Source organism: Brevundimonas sp. SGAir0440, assembly GCF_005484585.1.
Classification (GTDB): domain Bacteria; phylum Pseudomonadota; class Alphaproteobacteria; order Caulobacterales; family Caulobacteraceae; genus Brevundimonas.
Genome location: NZ_CP039435.1, coordinates 360,016 through 386,492, shown reverse-complemented (window position 1 = coordinate 386,492; position 26,477 = coordinate 360,016). Strand labels below are relative to the sequence as shown.

Genomic DNA, 26,477 nt, shown 5'->3' with positions numbered 1-26,477 from the left:
CCTAAACCAGCGGCGCGGTAGGCTGGATCAGGCTGGCCTTGCGGCGGATGTGTTCGCGCCAGGCGGTGTAGAGGCCGCTGCTGGCGATCAGGGCGGCGCCGGCCAGGGTGGTGAGGGTGGGCGTCGCGGCCATCAGCCACCAGCCGAAGACGATGGCGCCGACGATCTGGAGATAGTCGAAGGGCGCGACCACGGCGACCGGAGCCTTTTGCAGCGAGGCGGTCATGAACAGTTGGGCCAGGCCGCCGGCGACGCCCGATCCGACCAGCAGTCCGAAGGTGCCGAGCGCGTGCCAATGGCCGACGAAGGGCAGCAGGATCGCCCCCACGACCGAGCAGGCAACGAAGAACCAGAAGACGATGGCGGCGACGTGCTCTGTGTCGCGCAACTGGCGCAGGGTGATGGTCACGCCGGCCGTCAGCACCGCCCCGATCAGGGCGAAGGCCACGCCCGCTAGCGGCAGGACCGAATGGCCGACGCCCGGCCGCATGACGACGATCACGCCGATGAAGCCGACCGCGACGGCAGCCCAGCGGCGCGGACCGACCGCCTCCTTCAGCACGAAGAAGGACAGGATGGTGGCGAAGATCGGAGCGGTGAAGCTGAGCGTCGTCGCGTCGGCGAGCGGCAGCAGCGTCAGCGTCTGGAACAGGCACAGAATGGCCGCGACGCCCAGGGCGCTGCGTCCCAGATGAGCCAGGGGGCGGCGCGTCGACAGGGCCGACAGGCCGCCCGGCTGGGTCAGCACCCAGGCCACAACGACCGGAAGGCCGAAGAAGGCGCGGTAGAACAGCATTTCCGGCGCCGCCACGCCATCCTGCGACGCCAGCTTCAACGTCGCCGTCATGATCGAGAAACAGCCGGCGGCGGCGATGCGCAGAAGAATGCCGCGGACGACGTCCTCGCCCGCGGCTTTCGATGGGTCAGGCGAAGGCCGCGCGGCGGCGACCATGTCGCGCTTAGGCCTGGCCGGTTTCGACCGGCTGCTGGGCGATCTGTTGCTGGCGCGCGATGTAGATGGCGGCGAAGTCGATGGGGTCCAGCTGGAACGGGGGATAGAAGCCGCCGTCGGCCGTGGCGCCCGAGATGATCTCGCGTGCGAACGGGAACAGGTAGCGCGGGCATTCGATCAGCAGCAGGGGCTCGATGTCCTGCTCCGGAACGTTGGCCAGCTGGAACAGGCCGCCATAGACCAGTTCGACGTGGAAGACGGGCTGGTTCTCGTGCGTCGCCTTGATCGACAGCTTGAGGTCCAGTTCGAACAGGCCGTCGGGGCGGCCCTGGGCGGCCATTTCGACGCCGAGGTCGATCGCGGGCTTGCCGTCGATGCGCAGGGATTCCGGGGCGCGCGGGTTCTCGAACGAGAAGTCGCGGACGTATTGCGCCAGGATGCGGAAGCCGGGACCGGCGGGCTGGCCCTGCTGGGCGTCGCCTTGTTGGGGCTGTTCGGCGGGAGGAGCGGCGTCGGTCATGAAACGGTCTTTGGCGCAGTTTGGGGCCGATGAGGCCGGAATGAGGCGCCGCGACTACCATGCCGGGACGCTTGGCCGCAACGTCGCGCGCGCGATTGGGGGCGCGCTTCGCCTTGCCTCACCCTATATGAGCCCGTAATCACGCCAGACTAAGGGTTTGGCGCACTCGTCGTTCGCTACAGGAATCTCCTCTTGAACATGCCGGTTCAGTTCCAGGTCGTCGTCTTCGCCTTCATCGCAGCCTTCGTGCTGTTCCAGCTCTACAATGTGCTGGGCAAGCGGGTGGGCCGTCAGCCGCAGGAAGACGCCAAGATCGCGCCGCCCGGCCCGGCCCAGGCCGAGACGCCCAAGGTCGCGGCGATCGACCCGGCGACCCTGGCCTCCATCGCCAGCCTGAAGGCGCGCGATCCGGCGTTCGACCCGGCCCGTTTCCTTGACGGGGCGCGTCAGGCCTATGAGACCATCGTGCGCGGCTACGCCGCCGGCGACCGGGCCGCACTGAAGCCGCTGCTGACGCCGAACGTCTTCGCCTCATTCGAGACCGGCATCGCGGCGCGGGAGACGCGCGGCGAGACCGAGACCGTCGAGTTCCTGTATCCGCCCCGGGCCGATCTGGAAGGCGCGGTCGCCGAGGGCGACAAGGCCGTGGCCAAGGTCCGCTTCCTTGCCGAACTGCGCAGTCGGGTGACCAAGGCTTCGGGCGAAACGTCGGACGCGACGACGGGCGAGCCGCTGGTGGAGGAACGCCGCACGGCCGAACACTGGACTTTCGAACGCACCCTGGGCGCGACGGACCCGAACTGGGTCCTGGCGCGCGTCGAGCCGGCCAACGCCTGATGGCGGTTCGCGGCCGGTCGGGCGGACTGGCGACGCTGACGGCCGCCCTGGCGGTCGCCGCCTGTTCGACCGGGCCGATGACGCCGACGGGCGCGACGGGGCCGCAGACGGGGCCGGTTCCCTATACGCCCTCGCCCAATCCGACCCCGCCTCCCGCGCCGTCCGACGCCCTGAGCCCCGCCGTGCTGCCGGGCTGGAGCCAAGAGGATCACCTGGCAGCCTTCCGGGCCTATGTGGACGGGTGCGGCGCGGCGCGTGACGAGGCCGCACGCCGGGTCTGCGGACGCGCCAAGGCTATGGCGACGACGATGGCGATCACGCCGTCACAGGCGCGCGCCTTCTTCGAGGCCAGCTTCAGCGCGATCCCGGCCCAGACGCCGGACGGGCGACCGGGGCTGCTGACCTCCTATTTCGCGCCCGAATATCCGGCGCGGCGACGGCCGGACGCCGAGTTCTCGGCCCCCGTCCTGCCCAAGCCCGCCAATCCCCGCGCCGCAGGCGACCGGGCCTATATCGAATCCGCCGCTCGGCCCGAGCAGGCCCTGGCCTGGATGCGGGCCGAGGACCTGTTCTTTCTGCAGATCCAGGGGTCGGGCTATCTGACGTTCGAGGACGGCACGCGCGGCCGCGCCGCCTATGCCGCCGACAACGGCAAGCCGTTCGTGGGCATCGCCCGACCGATGGCGCAGCAGGGGCTGTTGCCGCAGAACGGCACCTCCGGCGATGCGATCCGGGACTGGCTGGCCAGCCATAGGGGCTATGAGGCGCAGGCGGTCATGGCGCTGAACCCGCGCTACATCTTCTTCCGGCTGGACCCCGACGATGACGGCCATCCGGCGGGGGCGGCGGGCGTGCCCCTGACCGAGCGGCGGGCCATCGCGGTCGATCCGGCCCATTGGCGCTATGGCGAACTGGTCTGGCTGGAGGCCGACGGCGGTAATCTGCGCGGCGCCACGGCCAGCTACCGCGGTCTGGCCATGGCGCTGGATACCGGGTCGGCCATTCGCGGACCGGTGCGCGCCGACCTCTATATGGGTCGCGGGGACCGCGCGGGGGCCGAGGCCGGGACCGTGCGCCATCCCTTGCGGATGTGGCGCCTGGTCCCGAAGGGTTAGATCCCTGCCCGGCTAGGCCAGGTCTTCGATCTCGTCTTCGGTCAGTTCGCCGGGGACGATGGTGACAGGCAGTTTGCGGCCGCCGATCTGCGCGCCCTGTTTGATGATGGCCGAGACCAGCGGGCCGGGGCCGCGCGAGCTGGTTCCGGCGGCCAGGACCAGGATCTTGATCTCAGCATCGGCGGCGACGACCTTCTTGATCGCGGCCTGGGCCTCGCCCTTTTCGATCAGGAAGACCGGCGCGGCGCCGGAACGGGTTTGCGCCTCCTCGCCCAGGCGGTTCAGGAGGATTTCCGCCTCCTGGCGCTGCTGGCGTTCGATTTCCTCGCGCACGCCCGACCAGTGGGCGTCGCTGTCGGTCGGCAGGACGCGCAGCATGACCACGCGCCCGCCCGTCGATTTCGCCCGGCGCGAGGCGAACCGCAGGGCGGCCTCGAACTCCGGACTATCGTCGACGACGACGAGGAACTTTCTCGGCATTGCGGCCTCCCCAGCCTGATCAGCGGCTGAAGAGGCCGTGCGACGACGGCTTCGTCAAGCGATCACGTGCTCAAGCAGGCCGACGGCCGATAGCACGACTAACTATTCACCGCCGCCGTCGCCAGATCGCGGATCGTGGCGTTGGCGATGGTCAGTTTGGCGAAGGTCCAGCCCGAGCCGGACTGTTCGATCTCGTCCACCGAAGCGCGCACGCCCTCGACCGTCGCCTGTTTGGAGCCGATCCAGGCGTCCACGGCGGCCTCGGCCGCGTCCTCGCTGACGCCGACCGACGGATCGGAGGCGCGGGCGACGGCGCGGGTCAGGGCCGCCTGCTCGTTCATCAGGTCCTCGATCAGACGACGGACGGCGAGACGATCGAAATGATCCGCAGACGGAATGGAGCCGGCGGCGGCGCGCAGACGATCGAAGTCGAAGGCGGCCCCGACCTGGTGATACAGGCGCGCCATGGCCGCGACCGGCCAGTTCGCCTCCTGCGCCAGGTCCCCGATGTCGGAGGCGGCGACGAGGGGGCGCATGATGGCGATGCTGCGGGTCAGATCCTCAGGCGCGCCGTGGTCGGCGAAACGTTTGACGCGCGCATCCAGACGCCCCTGTTCGAAGCGCGACAGGACGGGCGCGCCCTCGGCCTGCAAGGCGTCGGCGATCGGGCGGTAGCGGTCGATCAGGGCCTGGACCGACAGACCGCCCTTGGCGCGGCGGGCCAGCCAGAAGGTCTGACGACGCAGGACGACAGCGATCTCCTGATAGAGGGCGATCTGGGCCTCGGCCGAGATCTTCAGGTCCAGGGCCGACACGGCGTCCCACGCCTCGTCCAGACGGAAGACGCGGCGCGCGGCCTCGAAGGCGATGATCAGGGCGGTGGTGTCGCATTCCGCCGAGCCGCGCAGGCGGTCGGGGAAGGTCGGGCCGCACATGTTGACGACTTCATTGGCCATGACGGTGGCGATGATCTCGCGTCGCAGACGGTGGCTCTTCATCTCCGGCTCGAACCGGGCCAGGGCCTCGGGGAAGTAGCGGACCAGGATCTGTTCGAAGAAGGGATCCTCGGGCGCCTGGGAGGCGACGATGTCGTCCGACAGCTCCAGCTTGGCGTAGGCCATCAGGACGGCCAGCTCCGGCCGGGCCAGCGGGATGCCCGCCGTCATCAGCTCCTTGACGCGAGCGTCGTTGGGCAGGCCCTCGACCTTGCGGTCCAGCTTTCCGCGTGCCGACAGGCTCTGCATGAACCGCTGCTGGGCGTCCAGGGCGCCGACGCCTTCGGCCTGTTGCAGGGTCAGGGCCAGGGTCTGATCGTAGTTGTGGGCCAGCACCTTGAGGCCGACCTCGTCGGTCATGGAGGCCAGCAGCGGCGTGCGCTCCTCGGCCGGCAGGACGCCGTTGGTCACGGCCGAGCCGACCAGGATCTTGATGTTGACCTCGTGGTCGGAGGTGTCGACCCCGGCGGAGTTGTCGATGGCGTCGGTGTTGATGCGGCCGCCGGCCTGACCGAAGGCGATGCGCCCGGCCTGGGTGAAGCCCAGGTTTGCGCCCTCGCCCACCACCTTGACCCGCAGTTCGTCGGCGTTGATGCGCAGCGCGTCGGTGCCCTTGTCCCCGACCTGGGCGTCGGTTTCGGCCGCCGATTTCACATAGGTGCCGATGCCGCCCAGATAGAGCAGTTCGACCGGCGCCTTCAGGATGGCGCGGATCAGGCTGACGGGGTCTAGTTCGTCCTCGGCGATGTCCAGGGCCGCCTTGATCTGCGGCGTCAGCTGGATCGACTTGGCCGAGCGCGAGAAGACGCCGCCGCCTTCCGAGATCAGGGCCTTGTCATAGTCCTGCCAGGACGAGCGCGGCAGGTCGAACAGACGCTTGCGCTCGACCCAGCTGGTCACATGATCCGGGTTCGGATCAATGAAGATGTCGCGGTGATCGAAGGCGGCGACCAGACGCGTCGCCTTGGACAGAAGGACGCCGTTGCCGAAGACGTCGCCGGACATGTCGCCGACGCCGACCATGGTGAAGGGCTGGGTCTGGATGTCCTTGCCCATCTCGCGGAAGTGGCGCTTGACCGCCTCCCAGGCGCCGCGCGCGGTGATGCCCATGGCCTTGTGGTCATAGCCGATGGAGCCGCCCGAGGCGAAGGCGTCGCCCAACCAGAAGCCGTAGGAGGCCGAGACGCCGTTGGCGATGTCGGAAAAGGTCGCCGTGCCCTTGTCAGCGGCCACGACCAGATAGGGGTCGTCGCCCTCCCAGGCGATGACATTGGCCGGATGGGTCACCGAACCGTCGGCGGCGATATTGTCGGTGATGTCCAGAAGGCCGGACAGGAAGGTGCGATAGGCGCGGATGGCCTCGCCCTGGATGGCCTCGCGGTCCGTCGTGCGCGGCAGTTGCTTGGGATAGAAGCCGCCCTTGGAGCCGACCGGCACGATGACGGCGTTCTTGACCTGCTGCGCCTTGACCAGGCCCAGGACCTCGGTGCGGAAGTCGTCGCGACGGTCCGACCAGCGCAGACCACCGCGCGCGACGGGACCAAAGCGCAGGTGCACGCCCTCGACATGCGGCGCCCAGACGAAGATTTCGCGATAGGGTTTGGGCAGCGGCAGGTCGTCCAACTCGCGCGAGGCGATCTTGATCGAGATGTGCGGCTTGGGCTGACCGTCGGCGTCCAGCTGGAAATAGTTGGTGCGCTTGATCGCGCCGATCAGGGCGGCGATGCGGCGCAGGGCCCGGTCGTGATCCAGGCTCTTCACGTCCTGCAGCAGGGTGACGATCTTGGCGTCCAGCTCGGCGACGGCCGGCGCGCGGTCGTCGGCCGAGCCCCCTTCAGGCGCGAACTTGGCCTTGAACAGCGACAGAAGCGCGCGCGCCACGTCGGGATATTCGCGCAGGGCCTCTTCCTGCACCGTCTGGGAAGGGTCGAGGCCCGTCTGCTGGCGATAGTGGGCCAGGGTGCGGATCAGGGCGGCGTCGCGCCATTCCACGCCCAGTTCGATCACCAGACGGTTGAAGCCGTCGCTTTCATTGCGGCCGGTCCAGACGGCGGCGAAGGCGTCCTCGAACGGGCCCTTCACGTCATCGAAGACCAGCGCCTCGCCACGCGGATCCTCCATCAGGAACTCGTGGACGTGGATCTCCTCCTCGCCCATCGGACGGATCGGATAGCCGTATTCCTCCAACGTCTTCAGACCCATATCGGCCAGGATCGGCAGGACGTCGGACAGGGGCACGGCCGGGCCGCGACGATAGAGTTTGAAGCGGAACTGCAGTCGGCTGTCGTCCGGCGTGCGGAAGGCGCGCACGGCGACGGCCTTGCCTTCGCCAGGCAGACCGGTCTCGTTCAGCCGGTTTACGTATTGCAGGTCGGTCGCGGCCTCGTCGGCGTCATAGCGATCGCGATAGGCGGCGCCGAACGCCTTGGCCCACTGGGCGCTGAGCGGACCGACGGCGACTTCCTCGACGCCCGAGCGGCGCAGGGCGCCTTCGAAACGATCGACCCAGCCGCGACCAGCCTCGGCGACGTCGGCTTCCAGTTGGGCGGCGTCCGGGATCGGGTGGGCGCCGGGCTCGACGCCGATGATGTAGTGGATGCGCACCAGGGGCGCGTCGGACAGCTCCGGATACCAGGCCGAGATGCGGCCGCCCCAGGCGCGGGCGATGATCTGGCCGATGCGTTCGCGCACGGCGGAGTCGAACTTCTCGCGCGGAATGAAGCACAGGACCGAGACGAAGCGGTCGAACGGATCCTGGCGCGAGAACAGACGGATGCGCGGCCGGTCGTAGAGGTGAAGGATGCCCAGGGCGATGGACAGCAGCTCGTCCTCGCTGACCTGGAACAGCTCGTCGCGCGGATAATTCTCAAGGATGTTCTTGAGGCGTTTTTCGTTGTGGCTGCCGGGCGCCTTGTCGGCGCGAGCCAAGGCGTTGGCCACCTTGCGACGCAGCAGCGGCACCTCGGTCGTCAGCTGGTCGTAGGCTTCCGACGTGAACAGGCCGACGAAACGGGTCTCGCCCGTCGCCTTGCCGTCCGGGCCGTAACGCTTGACCCCGACATAGTCCATGTAGGCGCGGCGGTGGACGCGCGAGCGGGCGTTGGCCTTGGCCACCGTCACCGGTTCGCTCAGGTCCAGCTGACGGCGCATCTGGCGCGTTAGGACGGCGGGTTCCGACGCGCGGCGCAGCACGGTGCGCTCGGGATCGGCCAGAATGCCCAGGCCGTCGGTGGACAGGCCCAGCGGCGCCTCGGCCTCATAGTCGCCGTCGGCGTTCAGCGGATAGTCGTAGTCGCGCGCGCCCAGGAAGACGAAATGGTCGCTCTTCAGCCATTTCAGGAAGGCGATGTTCTCGGCCAGGACGGCGGGATCGACCGGGGGCGGGGTCTCTTCCAGACGCTGCACGGCCTGGCGCATCAAAGACGTCATGGCGTCGTGATCGGCGACGGCGGCGTGGACGTCCGACAGGCTCTGGGCCAGGCCTTCGCCCAGGGCGTCGCGGCGCTCCTGCGGCACGCTGTCGATGACCAGCATGATGATCGACAGGCGGCGGCCGTCCAGCTCGACCACCGGGTGAAACAGCGCGCGCACGGACACGGCGGCCTCGGCCAGGGCGCCCATGACGCTGTCGACCAGGAAGGGCGCGTCGGACTGGACGATGCGCACCAGATCGTAATCCAGCACCTTGTCCGACGCGCCGTGCAGCGGGCCGACGGTGATGGCGGGAGCGGCCGCGTCGGTCGGATAGGCCTTGGCGGCGGTCCAGGAGGCGGCGAGCAGGGCGGCCAGATCCTCGCCGCTGAGCTCGGGCGTCTCATCGGCGGAATAGTCTTCGTGCGCCTGGGTCAGATAGGTCTGTTCGACTGCGCCGGGCCCGGTCCCCACGATCTTGGCGAAAGCCGCCTCCAGCGCGGCCTTGGTGATCGGCTGAACGGGTTGGCGCAGATCGTGGGCGGTCATGGACGAGCAGTCTCGAACGACGCGGCAGGGCCGCAAGGGATGCGGCGCGACGGGGCGCCACCCCCGCTGACTAGGCCAGGTCCGGTCGCTCGGGAAGCCCCCGGAGACCGTTCATTGTAATGATCAGTGATCAGGTTGGAATTATTGTGCAGCGCCACAAAGCAGAAAGCCGCCGGACTGGGGGAGTCCGGCGGCCTGCGCGAGCGGCGCCTGGAGGGGAGGGGAGGGCGCCAGCTTCGCTTCGCTGCGGTTCGGAGGGGAGTGTCCCGCAGCGTCGAAATCGGAAATGGGAAGCCGCCTGCGCCGTTCAAGAGCGGATCGGGCGGAATCTTTCGCGACATTTTGGCGCCCCGGATGGTCGATCCGAAGGCCGCGACAACGGATTCCGATGCTATGCGTTAGGAGGGGTCAACGGTGAAGCTGGAGCACCCGATTACATGCGTCGCTTTTTGATGGGTTCGATCGTGGCGGCCGTGGTCGGCCTGCTGCTCGCCGGCGCCGGATACTGGGCCTATTGGAACTTCTATTCGCGGTTCCAGCCGGTCACGATCAGCCGCAATCAGGCCGAGGTGCAGCAACTGCTGGACGAGGCGTCCTGGGTGTCGGACGGCAGCGGGGGGCAGGCCCTGTACATCGTCACCTATCGCGACAGCGCCTCGGCCCTGCGTTACGCGCGCGACGAGGCGCCCAAGCTGAAGGCGGCGGGGATCGAGACCCGCTACATCCTGTTCGCCCGCCCCGATCTGGAGGGTGCGGCGCAATCGACGGCGGCGGAGCGGGCGACGGTCGCCGAGCTGTGGCTGACTCGGGACTGGCCGCTTTATCAGCGCTGGATGGCGACGCCGGCCAACAGCTGGACCGCCGCAGGCGTACCGCAGGCGGACGGCAATCTGGCGCGCACCGCCGTGGTCGAGGCCGGACGTCGCTTCAACGAACGGCTGAGCCAGCTGCTCAAGGAGTCCGGCGTCGACATCAGCTATCCGCTGATCCTGTGGCGCGACAAGCAGGGCTTCCTGAAGGCCTGCGGCTGCTCGGACCGGCAGGCCTGGGCCTTCATCCGCGACGATGTCGGCGCGCCCGACCGGTTGGGCCAGTCCGACACGGGACCGATCGCGCCCGAAGAAGCGGCGCCGGCGCAGGACGCCCGCCCTTCGGCCATGCCCTATCCGGACCTGCCGGCGATCCCTCCGGTCAATGCGCCGGCGAGCGGGACCACGCCGACGCCGTCCTCGCCTGAAGCCCGCCCGGCGACCCCGCCCGCAACGAACCGACCGGCGCCGTCGCCGCGCATGGCCCCGGCGCCCAGCAAGCAGGACGACACGACCTTCTATTGATCAGAGCGTTCGGCAGGCCGCGATCAGGCGATCGACGTCCTCGGCGTCCTGATACAGGCCGAAGCCGAAGCGGATGACGTCCTCGCGCACATCGGTGACGATGTTCGCCGCCCGCAGACCGGCGCACCAGGCCTGGGCGTCGGGATGACGCAAAGCGAGGAAACGGGCGCGCGGCGCGTCGCCCTCGACGGGATTGAGGATTTCGGCCTGAGACAACACCCCGGCCTGTCCACCCTGAACGGCCTGCTGGAACCTGGTCGCCAGATCGCGCGCATGGGCGGCGATGGCGGCGGTGTCGAGCCCCTGCTGATCCAGCAGTCGGCGCACGGCGTTGAAACGATACAGCGGCGTGCAGTCGAAGGTGGCGCCCCAGAAGCGACCGCCGTCGCTGCGATACTGCACGCCGCCGGGCGGACCCGACAGGTCGCCGAACTCCGCGAACCAGCCGGTGACGACAGGACGCGGGCAGAAGCCGGGCGGGGCGTGCAGGAAGCAGACGCCCTCGCCAGACATGGCGTATTTGTAGCCGCCGGAGACATAGAAGACCCGGTCGGCCACCGCCGACAGGTCGGTCGGGGTCGCCATGAAGCCGTGATAGCCGTCGATCAGCACCCAAGGGCCTTCGGGTCTCGCCAGGGCGGCGAGCTCCTCGATCCGGTCGAACAGGCCGCCGGTGCGGAAGAAGACCTGGCTGACCACGATCCAGTCGTAACCGCCCCTGGACGCCTCGGCGACGAAGCGATCGGCGAAGGTCTCGAAGGGCGCCAGCGGAACGCGCGTGACCACCGCCGCCCCGACCTCTTCCCACCGTTCCGCCTGACGACGGAAGGAGTGGAATTCGCCGTCGGTCGCCAGAATGCGAACCGGCCTGGTCTCCACGCCCGAAAACAGGCGCAGCACGAAGTCGTGGGTGTTGGACGAAAAGACGATGCTGTCGGGCGAGGGCAGTCCCAGTTCGGCCGCGACATGGGCTTGGGCCTCGGGGATCACCTGGCCGAAGACGAGGTCCCACTTGTGGTCGGCATGCAGATTGGCGTCGAGCCAGGTCTGCTGCTGCGCCTCGAAACTGGCGTCAGGCCACAGGTGATGGCTATGCGCGGCGAAATGCAGCCGACCGGGCGCCGCCGACAGGGCGCGGGAGAAGAGGGACTTGTAGGTCATCCCTCTTCTTTAGGACATCTCACCCAGCGCTCAAGCAGCGAGCCGAAGCGCGGCGAGCGAGAGCGCCGCGCGTAAGCTGCCTCTTAAACCAGCGCCCCGTGGCAGTGTTTGAACTTGCGGCCCGAGCCACAGGGGCAGGGGGAGTTACGGCCGGTCATTTCCCAGCCGGGCGGCAGAGCCTCGACGGGCAGTTTGGAACGGTCGTCGCCGATCAGCGTGCCTTCGGGGTTCTGGGCCGACGGATTGGCCATCTCGTTCTCGCCGGTGCCGGGGTTCAGGTGGATTTCCTGGAACTCGGGCAGTTCGGGCGGCGCCTGGAAGCGGAACTCGACCGTCATCAGCCAGCGGGTCACGTTATGGCGCAGGTCGTAGAGCAGGTTCTCGAACAGCGAGAAGGCTTCGGTCTTGTATTCGTTCAGCGGGTCGCGCTGGCCATAGCCGCGCAGGCCGATGACGCCGCGCAGGTGGTCCAGATGGACCAGGTGCTCGCGCCACTGCATGTCGATCATCTGCAGCATGAACTGCTTTTCCAGACCGCGCGTCTGTTCGGCCCCGATCATCTCCAGACGTTCGGCGGCGCGCGCATCGGCGGCGGCCAGCAGCCGCTCCTCGATCTCCTCGTTCGACACGCCTTCCTCGGCGGCCCAGTCGTGCAGCGGCAGCTCAAGACCCAGGGTCGAGCGGACCTTTTCGTCCAGGCCGTCGATGTCCCACTGCTCGGCATAGGCCTTGGGCGGCATGTAGCGTTCGACCAGGTCGGACACGACGTCGCGGCGGAAGTCGCCGACCAGTTCGGACAGATCCTCGGAGTCCATGAACTCCTGGCGCTGCTCGAACACGGCCTTGCGCTGATCGTTTACGACGTCGTCGTATTTCAGCAGGTTCTTGCGGATGTCGTAGTTGCGGGTCTCGACGCGCTTCTGGGCGGTTTCGATGGCGCGGTTCAGCCAGGGGTGGGTGATCGCCTCGCCCTCCGCCACGCCAAAGGTCTTCATGATCGAGTCGAGGCGGTCGCCGGCGAAGATGCGCAGCAGGTCGTCCTCGCAGGACAGGTAGAATTTCGAGGTGCCGGGGTCTCCCTGACGGCCGGTGCGGCCGCGCAGCTGGTTGTCGATGCGGCGGCTTTCGTGGCGCTCGGTGCCCAGAACGAACAGGCCGCCGGCGGCCAGAGCCTTTTCTTTCTGGACGGCGATCTCGGCCTTGAACTCGGCCTCCTTGGCCGCTTCCATTTCCGGCGTGACCTCAACGGCCATGTTGCGCTGTTCCAGCAGCCACTTCTGCATCTTCATCTCGAGGTTGCCCCCGAGTTGAATGTCGGTGCCGCGGCCGGCCATGTTGGTGGCGATGGTCACAGCGCCCGGCAGGCCGGCGTCGGCGACGATATAGGCCTCCTGTTCGTGCTGACGCGCGTTCAGGACACTGTGCGGAATGCCGCGCAGCTTGGTCTCGTAGGTGATGTTATAGGCGGCGTCGCCGATCTTCTCGGCTTCTTTGGCCTTGCCCGCATATTCCGGCTTCAGCGTGCGCGAGGTCTCGACCTTGTACTCGAAGCGGTTCAGCAGGTCCGACAGCTGTTCCGAACGCTCGATCGACACGGTGCCGACCAGGATCGGCTGCCCGGCGAGGTGGCATTCGGCGATCTGGCGCGCGATGGCTTGGTTCTTCTCGGCGTGGGTCCGATAGACCTCGTCGTCATAGTCCTTGCGCTGGATCGGCCGGTTCGTCGGCACCTCCAGCACGTCCATCTTGTAGATGTCGCCGAACTCCTGGGCCTCGGTCGCGGCCGTGCCGGTCATGCCCGACAGCTTTTCATACAGGCGGAAGTAGTTCTGGATCGTCACCGAGGCCAGGGTCTGGTTCTCGGGCTGGATCTTGACGTCTTCCTTGGCCTCGATGGCTTGGTGCAGACCTTCGGACAGGCGGCGGCCGGTCATCATGCGGCCGGTGAATTCGTCGATCAGGACGATCTCGCCGCCCTTGATGATATAGTCCTTGTCGCGCTGATACAGGGTGTTGGCGCGCAGGGCCTGGTTGGCGTGGTGGACCAGGCTGATGTTGGCGGCGTCGTACAGGCCGGTGGTGTCGGCGGCGAAGTGACCGCCGGCCTCCAGGGCCTCTTCCATCCGCTCGGAGCCCAGCTCGGTCAGCAGGACCTGCTTTTGCTTCTCGTCGAGCTCGAAGGTGTCCTTGTCCTTGATCAGGTCTTTGATCAGGCCGTCCAGCACCTTGTAGAGATCCGAACGGTCCTCGGTCGGGCCCGAGATGATCAGAGGCGTGCGCGCCTCGTCGATCAGGATGGAGTCGACCTCGTCGACGATGGCGAAGTTGTGCGGACGCTGCACCATCTCGCGCCGGTCATAAACCAGATTGTCGCGCAGATAGTCGAAGCCGAACTCATTGTTTGTGCCGTAGGTGACGTCGGCGTTATAGGCCTGCTGGCGCTGGCCCTGGCTGAGGCCGTTGACGATGACGCCGACCTCAAGACCCAGGAAGCGATAGACCTTGCCCATCGTCTCGGCGTCGCGGCGGGCCAGGTAGTCGTTGACGGTGATGACGTGCACGCCCTTGCCGGGCAGGGCGTTCAGATAGACCGGCGCCACGGCGACCAGGGTCTTGCCTTCGCCGGTCCGCATCTCGGCGATGCCGCCTTCATGCAGGATCATGCCGCCGGCCAGCTGAACGTCGTACTGACGCTGACCAAGCACGCGCTTGGAGGCTTCGCGCACGACGGCGAAGGCTTCGGGCAGGATCTTGTCCAGTGTCTCGCCGTTCGCCAGCCGATCGCGGAAGGCGTCGGTCATCATCCGCAGTTCGTCGTCGGACAGGGCGGCGAACTTGGGCTCCAGCGCATTGATGCGCTGGGCGTGGTCCTGGAAGGCCTTGACCTTGCGGTCGTTGGAAGAGCCGAAAAGTTTCTTGGCGAAGCCGAGCATATTGGATCCGGTAAGCGGTCGAGCGTCTGCGAGCTGAGCGGCTCTGAAATCCCGTGAGGGGCGGCGATACGGACGCCGTGAGAGTGGCCCTGACCGATCGCAGCCCCGGAGCGCCGCATCAGGCGCGCGCGAAGGGCCGCGCAGACGATCAAAACCCCTCGACTTGGGCGCAGGCGGGACTTAAGCACCGGCCTAACCCCTGTCAACGCGAGGGGCTTTCGGCCGCCTTCGACGGAGCGCCCCCTTGACCCCATTCCGGCGATCTTCACGCATCCTGACGGCGGCCTTGCTGACGGCGACGCTTTCGACCGCAGCCTGTTCGCGCAGCGGTGACAACCGACCGCCTGAACAGGGGGACCAGGCCGTGGCCACGGTGCAGGACGAGACCATCTGGGCCTCGGACGTGAAGCGCGAAGCGGTGGCGCAAGGCTTGGTCGGCGAGGACGAGACGCTGGACGTGACGTCGGATCTTTTCCGCCGGGTGCTGGACGAGGTGATCGATCAAAAGCTGCTGGCCGGAGAGGCGCAGCGGCGGAGGCTGGATTCCTCACCCCTGGCGCAGCGGCGGCTGGAAGCGACGCGCGAACGCATCCTGGGCGACATGCTGGTCGAGAGCGTGGTCAACAAGGCCGTCTCGGACCAGGCGGTGCAGACCCTGTATAATGAGCAGCTGCGGCTGGCGAAGACCTCAGAAGAAATCCGCGTGCGGCTGATCCTGTCGCGCACCAAGCCCGAGGCGGATGCCGTGATCGGCATTCTGGGCCAGGGCGCCGGCTTCGAGGCGGTGGCGGCGGAGCGGTCGATCGACGAGGCGACGCGGTTTTCCGGCGGCGACCTGGGCTATTCGACGCTGGACGTGATGCCCCAAGCCTATGCCGACGCCCTGCGCGACAAGCCGGCCGGTTCAACCGTCGGGCCGTTCCAGACCGAGGGCGGCTGGGCCGTTCTGAGGGTCGAGGACCGGCGCAAGGAAAACCCGCCGACGCTGGAACAGGCCCGACCGCAGATCGTGCGCTATCTAACCTATGAGGGCGTGCGGCAGTTGCTGGAACAACTGCGCGGCAAGTCCAAGGTGGATGTCCGCCTGCCCGCCCAGACGCCGCCCGCATCGCCCGCTCCTTCCGCCCCTTCAGCTCCTCCGGGCGCCTGACATGACCAAGCCTCCCTCCACGACCGGCCAGAAGATCGAGCATGCGTTCGAAAAGGCGCTGGATCCGTTCGCCACGGCGCTGAAGCGCGCAACCCGCACGCCGGGATCGGATGCCGCCCCGGCCGCCGCGCCTGCGCCGGCCGCCGCCGGCAAGCCGGGTCTGGCCATCTCGCCCCTGGCCGTGCCGTTCCCGACCATTCCGCCGATCGGCGGGGTCGAGATCGCGACCGCGCGCGCCGGCTTCTACAAGCATGAGCGCGACGACCTGGTGGTGTTCCGGTTCGCGCGGGGGACCAGCTGCGCCGGGGTCTTCACCCGTCACAAGATCGGCTCGGCCCCCGTCGATTGGTGCAAGAAGCATCTGGCCGGAGCGGAGGGCGGCAAGGATGTGCGCGCCCTGGTGATCAACGCCGGCTGCGCCAACGCCTTCACCGGCAAGGCCGGCGCGGACGCCGTGCGGCGCACGGCCTCGGAGGTCGCCAAACGCTTCGGCTGTCGCCAGCGCGATGTCATGCTGGCCTCGACCGGGGTGATCGGGGTGGTGCTGGACGACAAGAAGATCGTCGCCAAACTGCCCGAGATCGAGACCGGGCTGGAGGCGGACGCCTGGGCCCGGGCCGGTCGCGGCATCATGACCACCGACACCTTCCCCAAGGGTTCCTACGCCGAGGCCGAGATCGAGGGCTACAAGGTTCGGATCGCCGGCATCGCCAAGGGATCGGGCATGATCGCGCCGGACATGGCGACCATGCTGGCCTTCATCGTCACCGATGCGAACATCCATCCGAACGTGCTGCAGGCGCTGCTGGGTCTGCATGTGCGCACCACCTTCAACAGCGTGACGGTGGACGGCGACACCTCGACCAACGACACGGCCCTGCTGTTCGCCACCGGAACCTCGGGCGCGCCGCGTATCGGGCGGGTCGGCGATCGCCGCCTGAAGAGCTTCTCGGCCGCCCTGGACAAGGTCATGCTGGACCTGGCCCACCAACTGGTGCGTGACGGCGAGGGCGCGACCAAGTTCGTCAAGGTGACGGTGGACGGCGCCGCCAGCCCCGCTTCGGCCCGCAAGCTGGCCAAGTCCATCGCCGACAGCCCCCTGGTCAAGACCGCCATCGCCGGTCAGGACGCCAACTGGGGACGGGTCGTCATGGCGGTGGGCAAGACCGAGGAACCGGTCGATCGCGACCGCCTGGCCATCAAGTTCGGGCCGCACCAGGCCGCCGTCGACGGCGCCCCGTCCCCGACCTACGACGAGGCCAAGATGACCGCCTATATGAAGAAGCCCGAGATCGACATCACCGTCGATGTGGGTTCCGGCCGGGCGTCGGCGACCGTGTGGACCTGCGATCTGACCAAGGGCTACATCGAGATCAACGGCGATTATCGCTCGTGACCGCTGCGTCGCTTCCCACCGTCCTGGTCGTCGCCGTCGCCCTGATCGACGTGGACGGGCGAGTGCTGATCGCCAAACGTCCCGAAGGCAAGAAGCTGGCGGGGCTCTGGGAGTTTCCGGGGGGCAAGGTCGAGCCCGGAGAGCGGCCGGAACAGGCGCTGATCCGCGAGCTGAAGGAAGAGCTGGGCATCGACGTCAGCGAAAACTGTCTGTCGCCGTTCGTTTTCGCCAGTCACGCTTACGATTCGTTTCACCTGTTGATGCCATTGTATCTGTGCCGACGGTGGGACGGCGTGGTCACGGCGCGTGAGCACGACGGCCTGGCCTGGGTGAAGCCGAGCAAGCTTTCGGACTATCCCATGCCGCCGGCGGACGAACCTCTGGTCGCCTGGTTGCGCGACCTGCTCTGACCACCGCCGACCAGGGAGGCCGGCCATGCGACGTCTTATCGGCCGGTTCCTGCGCAATGAGAGCGGGGCCACAGCCATCGAATACGGCCTGCTCTGCGCCCTGATCTTCCTGGCGATTGTGACCTCGATCAGCGCCTTGGCGAACAGCCAGAACGGCGGCCTGGCCGCCACGGTCAACAAGCTGAGCGCCGCCATACAGGCCGCGATCGGCTAGTCCGGCTCTTCGCCCGTCATTTCCCTGACGCCCAGGGCATCGGCCAGCCGCGTCTTGGCCGAGCCGCGCAGCAGGGGCTTCTGCTGGCTGTCGTGAGGCTTCCAGCCGGCCAGATGGATGATCTCGAACGTCGCCGGAATGCGGCCGTCATCGAGACCGTAGCGCTCGGCATAGAGGGCGGCGGCGCGCGCCACGATACGGCGGCTCAACGGCCGAACAGGTCCGTGCAGCACATTGGTCTCGCCCATGGCGCGCAGGTCGCGGATCAGGGCGAACAGGTCGGCATATCGGACGGTGAAGCGGTCCACGTCCGACACTGGCAGGGCGAATCCGGCGCGCTGCAACAGGGCCGCCCCGTCATAGCCGTCGGCGAAGGGCGAGACGCGCGCCTGGGCGCCGCCGCGCTCTTCCAGCTCGACCTCGGTCAGAACGGCGCGAAGTTCTTTCAACGTGCCCGCGCCGAACAGCGTGCCGATGAACAGACCGTCCGGTTTCAATGCGCGCCGGATCTGGGCCAGGGCGCCGGGCAGGTCATTGGCCCAGTGAAGGGTCAAAAGGGAGACGATCAGATCGGTGGAGGCGTCGGCCAGCGGCAACGCGTCCGCCCCCGGCGCCGCGCGCTGGGCCAGGGAGACGGGCGTCTGGACGGAACCGACGCGTCCGGCGGCGTCGCTGGACCGGACCGCCGCACCGAACACGCCCGGGTGGGCGGACAGATCGACCGTAACGGGAAAATCGCGCAGTATGGCTTCCAGGCTCTCGGCGGCGTTGGCGGCGGCGCGAGCGTGCAGGAAGTCGGCCTGGGGGAACCGGGCGGCGGACCGCGCCAGCCGCGCCTGACGTCGAAGGGCGTCGAAGATGCGCGGGGGGGCGTCGGAAGGGGATTGGGGAGCGGTCATGGACGCACAGGATGGGGGCTGGCGGCGCGCCTGGGAAGGGGCAGGCCGTCACTTGCGCGGAGCGGGGCGGGGACTGGCCGACCTGATCCTGCCGCCGATGGCGCATGACAGCCGAGAGGCGACGGCTGCGGCCGGCCTGACGCCCGACGCCTGGAGCCGGATCAAATTTCTGGAAGCGCCGGTCTGCGACGGCTGCGGGGCGGCCTTCGACTTTGACGGCGGCGCCTTCGCCGAGGATCGCTGCGCCGCCTGTATCGCCAAGCCCTACGCCTTCGAGAGGGCGCGGGCGGCCTGCCTCTATGACGAGGCGTCGCGCGGCCTTATCCTGAGGTTCAAGCACGGGGACCAGCAGCAGTTCGCGCCCCTGTTCGCGCGCTGGATCGGGCGGGCCGCCGCCGACCTGGTCGAAGACGCGGACGTGATCCTGCCCGTGCCGCTGCATCGCTTTCGCCTGTTGTCGCGGCGTTTCAATCAGGCGGCCGAGATCGCCCGGCCGCTGGCCCGGCACGCCGGCCGCGACTATTTGCCCGACGCGCTGGTCCGCACGAGCCACACGACCAGCCAGGGGGGCAAGAGCCGGCGCGGGCGGCGGCTGAACGTCAAGAAGGCCTTCGCCGTGACCGAGGCGGGCCGGCGTCGGATCCGGGGGCGACGCATCCTTCTGATCGACGATGTGTTGACCACGGGCGCGACCGGAGAGGCCTGCGCGCGCGCCCTGATCGACGCCGGAGCGCGCGCCGTGGATCTCGCCGTCATCGCGCGGGTGCGAAACGCCCGTGAACTTATTATGTAGGCCCTAGCGCTCGCCGCGCGGCGGCTCGCTGCTTTAGGGCGCCCTCACTTCTGGAGATCTGATTTTGGCCGACGTCGTCATCTATACCAAGCCTGGCTGCCCCTACTGCTTCAGCGCCATGTCGCTGTTGAAGAAGAAGGGCGTGGACTATACGGAGATCGTCGCCTCCAATGATCCCGACAAGAAGGCCGAGATGGTCGAAAAGTCGGGCGGCCGCATGACCTTCCCGCAGATCTTTATCGACGGCCAGCACGTCGGCGGTTCCGACGACATCCACGCGCTGGATCGCGACGGCAAGCTGGACGGACTTCTGGCCGCCTGATCCATGAGCAGCGGGCTCGACATCGCCCTGATCCAGACGCGCACGCCGGCGACGGCGCGAGCGGCGCTGGCCCATGTCGAGCCTTTAATCCGCGAGGCGGCGTCGGGCGGGGCGAAGTTCGTCCTGACGCCCGAGGGGACCAATGTCCTGGAGCAACGTCGCGACCGGCGCGAGGCGGCGATCACGACCGAGGACGAGGACGTCGCCGTGCTGGGCCTGCGTCGTCTGGCGGCGGAACTGGGCGTCTGGCTGCTGATCGGTTCGGCCATCGTCCGGTCTGACCAGGCGGGAGACGGCCGCGCCGCCAATCGGTCGCTGCTGATCGATGCGTTGGGCGGGATCGTGGTCCGATACGACAAGCTGCATGTCTTCGACGTGAACCTGCCCAATGGCGAGACCTATCGCGAAAGCGCGACGGTGAGGCCCGGCGACGGGGCGGCGGTGGCGGATACGCCCTGGGGTCGGCTGGGTTTGACCATCTGCTACGACCTCCGCTTTCCCCATCTGCATCGCCAGCTGGCCAAGGCCGGGGCGTCGATGATCGCCGTGCCGGCCGCCTTCACCGCCCCGACTGGGGAGGCCCATTGGGAGATCCTGCTACGCGCCCGCGCCATCGAGACAGGCGCCTTCGTCCTGGCGCCGGCGCAGGGCGGACGGCATGAAGACGGTCGCCGAACCTGGGGGCGATCCACCGTCGTCGGACCCTGGGGTGAGATCATCGCCAAGGCGGATCACGACGAACCTTGCATCGTGCGTGCGAAACTGGACATGGAAGCCGTGGCCAGGGCGCGCGCCGCCGTGCCCAGCCTGACCTACGATCGCGATTTCCTGCCCGCCACCTGACCCCCCATGATCCGCTACGCCCTGAAATGCGACCAGGCCCACGCCTTCGAAGCCTGGTTCGGCTCCTCGACCGACTATGACGATCAGGCGGCGCGGGGGCTGGTGGAGTGCCCGTTCTGCGGTTCGCACGCGGTCGAAAAGGCGATCATGGCCCCGGCGGTCAGCGGCGCCCGCAAGGCTGATCCCGCCTCTGACGTCGCCGCCAAGATGCAGACGATGATGATGGCCGCCGCTCGCGAGGTCCGCGCCCATGTCGAGGCCAACTTCGACTATGTCGGCGATGCGTTCGCTCGCGAGGCGCGCGACATCCACGAGGGCCGGTCCGAGAAACGCGAAATCTATGGCGAGGCCACGCCCGCCGAGGTCAAGAAGCTGAAGGACGACGGGGTGCCGGTCTCGGCCCTGCCGGCTGCGCCTGTCGATCCGGCAAAGGTGAACTGATGATCCGGCAATGGCGACCCATGCGGCCGACGGACGTTGATGCGGTGGTGGAGGTGGCGCGGCTGTCGTTTCCCGACCACTTCGAGGATCGCGCCTGTTTCCAGAACCGGCTGGCGCTTTATCCGCGCGGCTGTTTCGTGCTGGCGGAGGGCGAGGGCGCCGCGCGGGGCTATCTGATCGCCTATCCCTGGAAGACCGAGAGCGCGCCGCCGCTGAACACGGTGATCGAGGGCCTGCCGGCCCAGCCGGACCTGATCTATCTGCACGATCTGGCCCTGCACCCCGAGGCGCGAGGCGGGGGCGTGACCGGCCCCATCGTCGAGCGGCTGGCCGAACAGGCGACGGAGGACGGTTGGCCCGCCATCGCCCTGGTCGCGGTCAATGACGCCGTCGGCTTCTGGTCGCACCACGGTTTCGTCGAACAACCCGCCGAGGCCATGGCGGCCAAACTGGCCAGCTACGGCGCCGACGCCCGCTATATGCGGCGGCTGCTCTAGCGCCGATTGAGGGCGGTCTGGCCGCCCGCGCGCACGAAATGGATGCGTTGAGGACGCGGCAGGGCGACATAGGCCCGGCGTCGCATTTCACGCTCGCAGACGCTGGCGTCGCCAAGACTGTCAGGCGTCAGGACCGCGCGATGGAGGGCGCACCAGTCATGGCTGGCGGCGCGGATGCGGCCGGCCAGGATCATCGCCTCGCCCGGTCGGGCCATGTTCAGCCCCTCGGCATCCACATGCATGTCCGGCGCCTGGCCCGCGCCCAAGGCGGCGGCAAGCGCGGCTGCGATCATCAAACCCATAATCATCTCCCCTTCGGAATGGACCTGCGCCAGGCCCGTCGTGGGAAAGAGGCGTCCGTCGGCGGCGTCGGATGCGGCGTCTGGGATGAAATATCGGTAAGGCGGCGATCGGCGCGACGAACGCCCGCTCTGGTCTTTCTGTCCACATGCCTGTAAGAGGCGCGCGCCTCCCGCATGCCTTTTCATGACCAGCGGCCGCCCGTATGCCGGCCGCGCCTTTTCGCGATACTCAAATGAACCTGCGCAACGTCGCCATCATCGCCCACGTTGACCACGGCAAAACGACCCTGGTTGACCAACTGCTCGCCCAATCCGGCGTGTTCCGAGCCAATGAGGCGACGACCGAGCGCGCCATGGACTCCAACGACCAGGAAAAAGAGCGCGGCATCACCATCCTGGCCAAGTGCACCTCGGTGCTCTGGAACGGCAAGGCGGGCGAAACCCGCATCAACATCATCGACACCCCCGGCCACGCCGACTTCGGCGGCGAGGTCGAGCGCATCCTGGGCATGGTGGACGGCTGCGTCATCCTGGTGGACGCCGAAGAGGGTGTCATGCCCCAGACCAAGTTCGTGCTGACCAAGGCGCTGAAGATGGGCCTGCGCCCGATCCTGTGCATCAACAAGGTCGACCGCGCCCACGCCGATCCGGACCGCGTCCACAACGAGACCTTCGACCTGTTCGCCGCCATCGGCGCGACGGACGAGCAGCTGGACTTCCCGCACATCTACGCCTCGGGCCGCAACGGCTGGGCGACGCTGGACCTGAACCAGCCCAACGACAACCTGGCCCCGCTGTTCGACCTGATCGTCGATCACGTCCCGCCGCCCGCCGTTCAGGCCAACAAGGACAAGCCGTTCCGCATGCTGGACGTGCTGATCGAAAGCGATCCGTTCCTGGGCCGCCTGCTGACCGGCCGTATCGAGAGCGGCAAGGCCGTTCCCGGCATGGCGATCCACGCCCTGGACCGTGAAGGCAAGGAAATCGAACGCGGCCGCATCACCAAGGTGCTGGCCTTCCGCGGCCTGAAGCGCCAGCCGCTGGACGAGGGTTCGGAAGCGGGCGACATCGTCGCCATCGCCGGCATGTCCAAGGCGACCGTGGCCGACACCCTGTGCGCCATGGAAGTGACCGAGCCGCTGGACGCCCAGCCGATCGATCCGCCGACCATCTCCATGACCGTCTCGGTCAACGACAGCCCCCTGGCCGGCCGTGAAGGCGACAAGGTCCAGTCGCGCGTCATCCGCGACCGCCTGTTGAAGGAGGCCGAGGCCAACGTCGCCATCCGCGTGACGACGACCGAAGGCGGCGACGCCTATGAGGTCGCCGGCCGCGGCGAACTGCAGCTGGGCGTTCTGATCGAGAACATGCGTCGCGAAGGCTTCGAGGTTTCGATCTCGCGTCCGCGCGTCGTGTTCAAGGAAGGCGAGAACGGCGAGAAGCTGGAGCCGATCGAAGACGTCATGATCGACGTGGACGACGAGTTCACCGGCGTGGTCATCGAAAAGCTGTCGGCCCGCAAGGCCGAGCTGGCCGACATGGGCCCGTCGGGCGCCGGCAAGACCCGCATCAGCCTGAAGGCGCCGTCGCGCGCCCTGATCGGCTATCAGGGCGAGTTCCTGACCGACACGCGCGGTTCGGGCGTGCTGAACCGCGTGTTCAGCCACTATGAGCCGCACAAGGGTGCCATCGCCGGCCGTCTAAAGGGCGTCCTGATCTCGAACTCGGACGGTGAAACCGCCGCCTTCGCCCTTTGGAACCTGGAAGATCGCGGCGTCATGTTCGTCGGCGCGGGCGAAAAGACCTATCAGGGCATGATCATCGGCGAGAACGCGCGCTGGGACGATCTGGACGTCAACCCGATCAAGGGCAAGCAGCTCACCAACGTCCGCGCCGCCGGCAAGGACGAGGCCGTTCGCCTGACCCCGCCGCGCCAGATGTCGCTGGAACAGGCCATCGCCTATATCGACGACGACGAGCTGGTCGAGGTGACGCCCAAGTCCATCCGCCTGCGCAAGCAGGTGCTGAACCCGTCGTTCCGCAAGAAGCGCGTTCGCCCGGAGTAGTCCGCAATCCCTGACTGACGTGCGGTGGGATGGGGCCTATAGACGGCTGACATGAACGCCTCGCCCAGTCTGGATGACCGCCTTGACGAGGCCGCCCGCGCGGAAGACCCGCGCGCGGCGGTCTCTGTCGTTTTGCGCGAGACCTATGACGCCGCCCGCGCGCGGGCCGAGCGCAAGCTGGACGGCGGCATAAAGGGGCGTGACGTGGCGCGTTTGTACGCCGCCGCCGCCGACGAGATGCTGGCCGGCCTGTGGCGGGTGGCGACCCAAACCCTGTGGCCGACCTCGCCGGTCGAGGCCGAACGGCTGGCCCTGGTCGCGGTCGGGGGCTACGGCCGGGGCGTTCTGGCGCCGCATTCCGATCTGGACCTGCTGTTTTTGAGATCGTCCAAGGCGACGCCGCGCGGCGAGCAAGTGATCCAGTTCGTCCTCTATGTGCTGTGGGACCTGGGGGCCAAGGTCGGGTCGGCGGTGCGCTCGGTCGAGGAGTGTCTGAACCTGTCGCGGACCGACATGACGGTGCGAACGACCCTGCTGGAGGCGCGTCCGCTGGCGGGGGACGAGGCGCTGGCCCAGCTGATGATCGGCCGGTTCCGCGACATGGTGTCGAAATCCGATCCGCGCCCCTTCATCGCCGCCAAGCTGGAGGAGCGGGCCGCCCGGCACGAGAAGGCCGGCTCGACCCGCTACAAGGTCGAACCCAACGTCAAGGACGGCAAGGGGGGCTTGCGCGACCTGAACACCCTGTACTGGATCGCCCGATCCCTGGCGCCCGAAAGCCGGCTGGGCGCCACGGTGATGGACGAACTGTTCACCCCGCGCGAGCGCCGAACGTCGGACGAGGCGTTCGACTTCCTGTGGCGGGTCCGCATCCATCTGCATCTGATCGCGGGCCGGGCCGAAGAGAAGCTGACGTTCGACATGCAGCCCGAGGTCGCCCGGCGCATGGGCTGGCGCGGGCGCGGCGACGAACCGGCGGTCGAGCGGTTCATGCGGCGATACTTTCTGGTGGCCCGCGACGTCGGCGCCCTGACCCGCGCCATGTCGGCCAAGCTGGAGGCGCGTCACCAAAAAACGGCGCACGGCCTGTCGCGTCTGATGGCGCCGTTCCGACCCGCCCCCCGCCGCAAGCTGGAGGTCGAGGGGTTCTGGATCGATCAGGGGCGTCTGTCGGTCGAGGGGCCGGAGGTGTTCGCCGCCGATCCGGTCAAGCTGCTGACTCTGTTCGTCTGCGCCGACAAGCATGATCTGGATATGCATCCGGACGCCTTTTCGGCGGTGACGCGGTCGCTGTCGCTGGTGACGCCCCGGCTGAGGCGCGATCCGGCGGCGACGCGGGCGTTCCTGGACATTCTGGCGCACGGGCAGAGGCCCTATCGCGTCCTGACCATCATGAACGAGACGGGCCTGCTGGGCCGGTTCCTGCCCGAATGGGGGCGGATCGTCGGCCAGACCCAGTTCAACATGTACCACGCCTATACGGTCGACGAGCACACGCTGCAGGCCATCGGCATCATCAACGACATCGCGCGCGGCAAACTGAAGACCGACCACCCGATGGCCAGCGAGATCGTGCATCTGATCTCGGACATGGAAGCCCTGATGCTGGGCATGCTGTTGCACGACGTGGGCAAGGGCGGCGAGCGGGGGCAGCTGGAGGACGGGGCCATCGCCGCGCGTCGGGCGTGCGAGCGGCTGGGTGTCGATCCGCGCCGGATCGAACTGGTGGTCTGGCTGGTGCGCAGCCATCTGGCGCTGTCGGACTATGCCCAAAAGCGCGACCTGTCGGACCCTGCAACCATCCGCGCGTTCGCCGAACTGGTCGGCGATCCCGAGCGACTGCGGATGCTGCTGGTCCTGACCGTGGCCGATATCCGGGCCGTGGGGCCGGGCGTTTGGAACGGTTGGAAGGGTCAGCTGATGCGCACGCTCTACAACCAGGTCGCCGCCCTGTTCCGGGGCGAGGACGTGGCGCGCGAGGATCCGCTGGCGGCCCATCCGGCCCTGGTCCAGCGGGCGCGCGAGACAGGCGCGGCGGCCGAGGCGGCCCCGACCGCGCCGGTGCAGGGGCTGACGGTCCAGACCACCGAAATCTCCATCGCCGCGGCCGACCGACCGGGCCTGTTTGCCGATCTGGCCCAGACCATGGCCGCCCTGGGCGCCGACGTGACCGACGCCCGCGTGGCGACAGAGGACGGCGTCGTCCTGGACGTCTTCCGCGTTCAGGATGGGGCGGGCCTGCCCTACGGCCAGGCCGAACCGCGCCGACTGAAGGCCCTGGTCGAAGCGCTGGAAAAGGCTGCTCGGGGCGAGGGCCGCATCGGCCAGGCGCCCGATCCGACCGGCAATGCGCGCAAGGCGGCCTTCGAAGTCCGGCCCGTGGTCATGGTCGATCACCATGCCAGCGAGGTCGCCACCGTGGTCGAGGTGTCCTGCGCCGACCGGCCGGGGCTGCTGGCGGATCTGTCGCGCGTGTTCAACGACGAAGGCCTGAGCATCCGCTCAGCCCATGTCGCCAGCTATGGCGAGCGGGCGGTGGACAGCTTCTACGTCGTGGATCGCAAGGGGCGGAAGATCACCTCGGAACAGCGGATCACCGAACTGCGCACCGCGCTTGAGGCCGTGCTGGACAGCCGCGCGCCCGCGCCCGCCGGACGCAAGGTCGCCTCGGCCCGCGCCAGCGCGCGCGACGTCTCCGACCTGGGCCGCCGCAGCCCGCGCGCAAAGCCCGTATCGCCCGGCGAACAAGCGCGCTAAGCGATAGGATCAAATGTCCGCTCATCCCCGCGAAAGCGGGGACCCAGGTCTTTGGGCGATCAGGCTTTTCGAGTTGGCGATATGCCAATCCCGGACAGGT

General features: G+C 68.1%; 22 protein-coding genes. 14 read left to right on the top strand and 8 right to left on the bottom strand.

Annotation, left to right across the window (positions count from 1 at the left end; genetic code table 11):
* Position 1: 1 nt before the first annotated feature.
* Together E7T10_RS01845 and secB are read right to left on the bottom strand one after the other, a co-directional pair.
* Entirely contained in the window at positions 2-952 is a 951-nt protein-coding gene (locus E7T10_RS01845) for a DMT family transporter (protein WP_137720481.1), read from the bottom strand.
* A gap of 7 nt (positions 953-959) precedes the next feature.
* Positions 960-1,472: a protein-export chaperone SecB gene (gene secB, locus E7T10_RS01840; protein ID WP_137720480.1), complete on the bottom strand. Its 513-nt coding sequence runs from the start codon at positions 1,470-1,472 to the stop codon at positions 960-962.
* A gap of 198 nt (positions 1,473-1,670) precedes the next feature.
* Between secB and timA the strand changes: the two genes are divergently transcribed.
* Positions 1,671-2,309: a TIM44-related membrane protein TimA gene (gene timA / locus E7T10_RS01835; RefSeq protein WP_137722523.1), complete on the top strand. Its 639-nt coding sequence runs from the start codon at positions 1,671-1,673 to the stop codon at positions 2,307-2,309.
* Positions 2,309-3,424, top strand: a complete 1,116-nt coding sequence (locus E7T10_RS01830; RefSeq protein WP_137720479.1) for an MltA domain-containing protein — start codon at positions 2,309-2,311, stop codon at positions 3,422-3,424. The genes timA and E7T10_RS01830 overlap by 1 nt, the downstream gene beginning before the upstream one ends.
* A 12-nt stretch (positions 3,425-3,436) precedes the next feature.
* Here E7T10_RS01830 and E7T10_RS01825 read toward each other — a convergent pair whose 3' ends face one another.
* On the bottom strand, positions 3,437-3,904 hold the full coding sequence (locus E7T10_RS01825) for a universal stress protein (RefSeq protein ID WP_137720478.1): 468 nt from the start codon (positions 3,902-3,904) through the stop codon (positions 3,437-3,439).
* A gap of 98 nt (positions 3,905-4,002) precedes the next feature.
* Entirely contained in the window at positions 4,003-8,859 is a 4,857-nt protein-coding gene (locus E7T10_RS01820; protein ID WP_137720477.1) for an NAD-glutamate dehydrogenase, read from the bottom strand.
* Positions 8,860-9,296: 437 nt separating this feature from the next.
* On the opposite strand from E7T10_RS01820, the gene E7T10_RS01815 reads away from it, so the two are divergent.
* Positions 9,297-10,193 carry a hypothetical protein gene (locus E7T10_RS01815; RefSeq protein ID WP_137720476.1) on the top strand — a complete coding sequence of 299 codons (897 nt, stop codon included), beginning with the start codon at positions 9,297-9,299 and terminating at the stop codon, positions 10,191-10,193.
* On the opposite strand, the gene E7T10_RS01810 is transcribed toward E7T10_RS01815, so the two are convergent.
* Together E7T10_RS01810 and secA are read right to left on the bottom strand one after the other, a co-directional pair.
* Positions 10,194-11,354 carry an aminotransferase class V-fold PLP-dependent enzyme gene (locus E7T10_RS01810; protein ID WP_137720475.1) on the bottom strand — a complete coding sequence of 387 codons (1,161 nt, stop codon included), beginning with the start codon at positions 11,352-11,354 and terminating at the stop codon, positions 10,194-10,196.
* Between the two features lie 83 nt (positions 11,355-11,437).
* Positions 11,438-14,287, bottom strand: a complete 2,850-nt coding sequence (secA, locus tag E7T10_RS01805; RefSeq protein WP_137720474.1) for a preprotein translocase subunit SecA — start codon at positions 14,285-14,287, stop codon at positions 11,438-11,440.
* A 244-nt stretch (positions 14,288-14,531) separates the two neighbouring features.
* On the opposite strand from secA, the gene E7T10_RS01800 reads away from it, so the two are divergent.
* The 4 genes from E7T10_RS01800 to E7T10_RS01785 are packed head-to-tail and all read left to right on the top strand — an operon-like array spanning position 14,532 to position 17,457.
* Positions 14,532-15,437, top strand: coding sequence for a peptidylprolyl isomerase (locus E7T10_RS01800; RefSeq protein WP_371275912.1), 906 nt, complete (start codon positions 14,532-14,534; stop codon positions 15,435-15,437).
* 1 nt (position 15,438) lies between these two features.
* On the top strand, positions 15,439-16,833 hold the full coding sequence (gene argJ, locus E7T10_RS01795; protein WP_137720473.1) for a bifunctional glutamate N-acetyltransferase/amino-acid acetyltransferase ArgJ: 1,395 nt from the start codon (positions 15,439-15,441) through the stop codon (positions 16,831-16,833).
* Positions 16,830-17,243: a (deoxy)nucleoside triphosphate pyrophosphohydrolase gene (locus tag E7T10_RS01790; protein ID WP_091751939.1), complete on the top strand. Its 414-nt coding sequence runs from the start codon at positions 16,830-16,832 to the stop codon at positions 17,241-17,243. The genes argJ and E7T10_RS01790 overlap by 4 nt, the downstream gene beginning before the upstream one ends.
* Positions 17,244-17,268: 25 nt before the next feature.
* Complete coding sequence (locus tag E7T10_RS01785; RefSeq protein ID WP_137720472.1) at positions 17,269-17,457, top strand: Flp family type IVb pilin; 189 nt, start codon at positions 17,269-17,271, stop codon at positions 17,455-17,457.
* Here E7T10_RS01785 and E7T10_RS01780 read toward each other — a convergent pair.
* Entirely contained in the window at positions 17,454-18,356 is a 903-nt protein-coding gene (locus E7T10_RS01780) for a methyltransferase domain-containing protein (RefSeq protein ID WP_137720471.1), read from the bottom strand. The genes E7T10_RS01785 and E7T10_RS01780 overlap by 4 nt on opposite strands.
* On the opposite strand from E7T10_RS01780, the gene E7T10_RS01775 reads away from it, so the two are divergent.
* From E7T10_RS01775 to E7T10_RS01755, 5 genes are all read left to right on the top strand, one after another.
* On the top strand, positions 18,355-19,149 hold the full coding sequence (locus E7T10_RS01775; protein WP_137720470.1) for a ComF family protein: 795 nt from the start codon (positions 18,355-18,357) through the stop codon (positions 19,147-19,149). The two genes, E7T10_RS01780 and E7T10_RS01775, sit on opposite strands and share 2 nt — an antisense overlap.
* Before the next feature lie 64 nt (positions 19,150-19,213).
* The gene (gene grxC / locus E7T10_RS01770) at positions 19,214-19,471 is read left to right on the top strand and encodes a glutaredoxin 3 (protein ID WP_055755096.1); all 258 of its coding nucleotides are present in this window, start codon (positions 19,214-19,216) and stop codon (positions 19,469-19,471) included.
* Between the two features lie 3 nt (positions 19,472-19,474).
* Complete coding sequence (locus E7T10_RS01765; protein ID WP_137720469.1) at positions 19,475-20,314, top strand: carbon-nitrogen hydrolase family protein; 840 nt, start codon at positions 19,475-19,477, stop codon at positions 20,312-20,314.
* Positions 20,315-20,320: 6 nt separating this feature from the next.
* Positions 20,321-20,755 carry a DUF1178 family protein gene (locus E7T10_RS01760; RefSeq protein WP_137720468.1) on the top strand — a complete coding sequence of 145 codons (435 nt, stop codon included), beginning with the start codon at positions 20,321-20,323 and terminating at the stop codon, positions 20,753-20,755.
* Positions 20,755-21,252 carry a GNAT family N-acetyltransferase gene (locus tag E7T10_RS01755; protein ID WP_137720467.1) on the top strand — a complete coding sequence of 166 codons (498 nt, stop codon included), beginning with the start codon at positions 20,755-20,757 and terminating at the stop codon, positions 21,250-21,252. The genes E7T10_RS01760 and E7T10_RS01755 overlap by 1 nt, the downstream gene beginning before the upstream one ends.
* On the opposite strand, the gene E7T10_RS15640 is transcribed toward E7T10_RS01755, so the two are convergent.
* On the bottom strand, positions 21,249-21,554 hold the full coding sequence (locus E7T10_RS15640) for a UrcA family protein (protein WP_168189867.1): 306 nt from the start codon (positions 21,552-21,554) through the stop codon (positions 21,249-21,251). The two genes, E7T10_RS01755 and E7T10_RS15640, sit on opposite strands and share 4 nt — an antisense overlap.
* Before the next feature lie 233 nt (positions 21,555-21,787).
* Here E7T10_RS15640 and typA point away from each other — a divergent pair, with 233 nt between their 5' ends.
* Both typA and glnD read left to right on the top strand, forming a co-directional pair.
* Positions 21,788-23,620, top strand: coding sequence for a translational GTPase TypA (gene typA / locus E7T10_RS01745; protein WP_039246805.1), 1,833 nt, complete (start codon positions 21,788-21,790; stop codon positions 23,618-23,620).
* Between the two features lie 51 nt (positions 23,621-23,671).
* Positions 23,672-26,377 (top strand): [protein-PII] uridylyltransferase, encoded by a 2,706-nt coding sequence (gene glnD, locus E7T10_RS01740; protein WP_137720465.1) that lies wholly within the window; start codon positions 23,672-23,674, stop codon positions 26,375-26,377.
* Positions 26,378-26,477 lie beyond the last annotated feature (100 nt).

Excerpts from the sequence above, each read along its gene's own strand:
- argJ (WP_137720473.1), top strand. The coding sequence starts at position 15,439 with ATGACCAAGCCTCCCTCCACGACCGGCCAGAAGATCGAGCATGCGTTC.
- E7T10_RS01780 (WP_137720471.1), bottom strand. The coding sequence starts at position 18,356 with ATGACCGCTCCCCAATCCCCTTCCGACGCCCCCCCGCGCATCTTCGAC.
- glnD (WP_137720465.1), top strand. The coding sequence starts at position 23,672 with ATGAACGCCTCGCCCAGTCTGGATGACCGCCTTGACGAGGCCGCCCGC.
- secA (WP_137720474.1), bottom strand. The coding sequence starts at position 14,287 with ATGCTCGGCTTCGCCAAGAAACTTTTCGGCTCTTCCAACGACCGCAAG.
- E7T10_RS01830 (WP_137720479.1), top strand. The coding sequence starts at position 2,309 with ATGGCGGTTCGCGGCCGGTCGGGCGGACTGGCGACGCTGACGGCCGCC.
- E7T10_RS01765 (WP_137720469.1), top strand. The coding sequence starts at position 19,475 with ATGAGCAGCGGGCTCGACATCGCCCTGATCCAGACGCGCACGCCGGCG.
- E7T10_RS01845 (WP_137720481.1), bottom strand. The coding sequence starts at position 952 with ATGGTCGCCGCCGCGCGGCCTTCGCCTGACCCATCGAAAGCCGCGGGC.
- E7T10_RS01810 (WP_137720475.1), bottom strand. The coding sequence starts at position 11,354 with ATGACCTACAAGTCCCTCTTCTCCCGCGCCCTGTCGGCGGCGCCCGGT.
- E7T10_RS01815 (WP_137720476.1), top strand. The coding sequence starts at position 9,297 with ATGCGTCGCTTTTTGATGGGTTCGATCGTGGCGGCCGTGGTCGGCCTG.
- timA (WP_137722523.1), top strand. The coding sequence starts at position 1,671 with ATGCCGGTTCAGTTCCAGGTCGTCGTCTTCGCCTTCATCGCAGCCTTC.
- E7T10_RS01825 (WP_137720478.1), bottom strand. The coding sequence starts at position 3,904 with ATGCCGAGAAAGTTCCTCGTCGTCGTCGACGATAGTCCGGAGTTCGAG.
- E7T10_RS01755 (WP_137720467.1), top strand. The coding sequence starts at position 20,755 with ATGATCCGGCAATGGCGACCCATGCGGCCGACGGACGTTGATGCGGTG.
- E7T10_RS01785 (WP_137720472.1), top strand. The coding sequence starts at position 17,269 with ATGCGACGTCTTATCGGCCGGTTCCTGCGCAATGAGAGCGGGGCCACA.
- typA (WP_039246805.1), top strand. The coding sequence starts at position 21,788 with ATGAACCTGCGCAACGTCGCCATCATCGCCCACGTTGACCACGGCAAA.
- E7T10_RS01760 (WP_137720468.1), top strand. The coding sequence starts at position 20,321 with ATGATCCGCTACGCCCTGAAATGCGACCAGGCCCACGCCTTCGAAGCC.
- E7T10_RS01820 (WP_137720477.1), bottom strand. The coding sequence starts at position 8,859 with ATGACCGCCCACGATCTGCGCCAACCCGTTCAGCCGATCACCAAGGCC.
- secB (WP_137720480.1), bottom strand. The coding sequence starts at position 1,472 with ATGACCGACGCCGCTCCTCCCGCCGAACAGCCCCAACAAGGCGACGCC.
- E7T10_RS01775 (WP_137720470.1), top strand. The coding sequence starts at position 18,355 with ATGGACGCACAGGATGGGGGCTGGCGGCGCGCCTGGGAAGGGGCAGGC.
- E7T10_RS15640 (WP_168189867.1), bottom strand. The coding sequence starts at position 21,554 with ATGGGTTTGATGATCGCAGCCGCGCTTGCCGCCGCCTTGGGCGCGGGC.